This window comes from Nostoc sp. FACHB-888, from assembly GCF_014696655.1.
Classification (GTDB): Bacteria; Cyanobacteriota; Cyanobacteriia; order Cyanobacteriales; family Nostocaceae; genus Nostoc.
Genome location: NZ_JACJQM010000427.1, coordinates 1 through 1,503, shown reverse-complemented (window position 1 = coordinate 1,503; position 1,503 = coordinate 1). Strand labels below are relative to the sequence as shown.

Below are 1,503 nucleotides of genomic sequence, written 5' to 3'. Positions count from 1 at the left end.
AGGCGATGGCGGATAGAAGGATGATGTACAATCTAAAAATTTTTTGGAGGTAGAAAAAGCTTACTCGTTCATGAAATACTTTCTTTGAGACGAGCAAGCAAATACCATAATTACTACTGTGACACTACGAGTACAAATCCTCAAGGATAAATTTAGTCAGGGTTTAGGGCTACCTTTTAAAGAATTGCTGCCAGAATCTGCAATAAAACTTGCAATATCTGAGCTAAAAATCAAATATAAAAAACGGTTGTTTGACCCATTCGTAACTTTATGGGCATTTTTATCTCAAGTATTAGATACAGACAAAACTTGTAATAATGCTGTGAGTAAAATAATTGCACCTAAGAGCTGAGTCAGAAGTAGAAGTTCCCTCTCTTCGAGACGCTCCGCGAACAACAGATACGAGTGCTTACTGCCAAGCACGGGCAAGATTACCAGAAAAATTGTTAGAAAAAGTTTTCAATTATTCAGCACAAAAACTGGAAGAGAAAGTAACCCAAGAACATCTATGGTGTGGTCGAAATATTTTAGTGATAGACGGCTCGACGGTCTCTATGCCTGACACTGTAGAAAACCAAAAAGAATACCCACAACCCAGTAGTCAAAAGCCGGAATGTGGATTCCCAATTGCCAAAATTGGTGTGATATTCAGTTTAGTAACGGGAGCTGCCGTTGCCTTGTGCATAGATGTTCTGAACACTCATGATATTAAATTAGCTAGAAACCTGTACAGTTTTCTCAAACCTAATGATGTGCTTGTAGGGGATAGAGCTTTTTGTGCTTACGCCGATATGTTTACTATCAAAAAGTTTAATTGTGATGTCGTGTTTCGTAAACATCAATCTCGCACAACAACTATGCGAAAAGGTAAAATTATTGGAGATTGCGACAAATTAGTTACTTGGTATAAGCCTAAAACTTGCCCAAAAGGATTGGATAAAGATGAATTTAATGCTTTACCTCCTTCAATAACTGTGCGAGAGATTTACTATTATATTGTTATTCCTGGTTTTCGGACTCAACAAGTTAGCTTAATTACCACTCTTTTAGATGAAGCAACTTATTCTACTCTGGCAATTGTTGGACTTTACGGCCAACGCTGGGATGTTGAACTAAATTTAAGACATCTCAAAACTACCTTGGGTATGGATATTCTGCGATGTAAAACACCCTCGATGATCCGCAAAGAAATTTATGTTTATTTGCTGGCTTACAATCTACTTCGTAGCTTAATGTGGTCGGCTGGAACTACTTATACTACCCCTCCAAATCGCCTATCACTGCAAGGTACTCGCCATCATTTAATTAACTTTATTCCCAAATTATTAGCAGCAACTTCTCAAAAACGCCACCAAATTTATCGCACTTTGCTAAAAGTTATTGCTCACAAGGCTGTTCCTGACCGTCCTGCTAGAAACGAACCACGAGTCCGTAAACGCCGCCCGAAAGCTTATCCCTTAATGACCAAACCCCGGCATGAATTAAGAAAGCAGTTGCAAACTG

General features: G+C 38.6%; 2 protein-coding genes. Both read left to right on the top strand.

Going from position 1 to position 1,503, the window contains the following annotated elements; translation table 11 throughout:
* The first annotated feature begins 118 nt into the window (after positions 1–118).
* Positions 119–352: a hypothetical protein gene (locus tag H6G26_RS43660; RefSeq protein ID WP_199327310.1), complete on the top strand. Its 234-nt coding sequence runs from the start codon at positions 119–121 to the stop codon at positions 350–352.
* On the top strand, positions 336–1,503 hold a 1,168-nt coding region (locus H6G26_RS42260; RefSeq protein ID WP_242054421.1), incomplete at its 3' end, for an IS4 family transposase. The genes H6G26_RS43660 and H6G26_RS42260, both read left to right, overlap by 17 nt.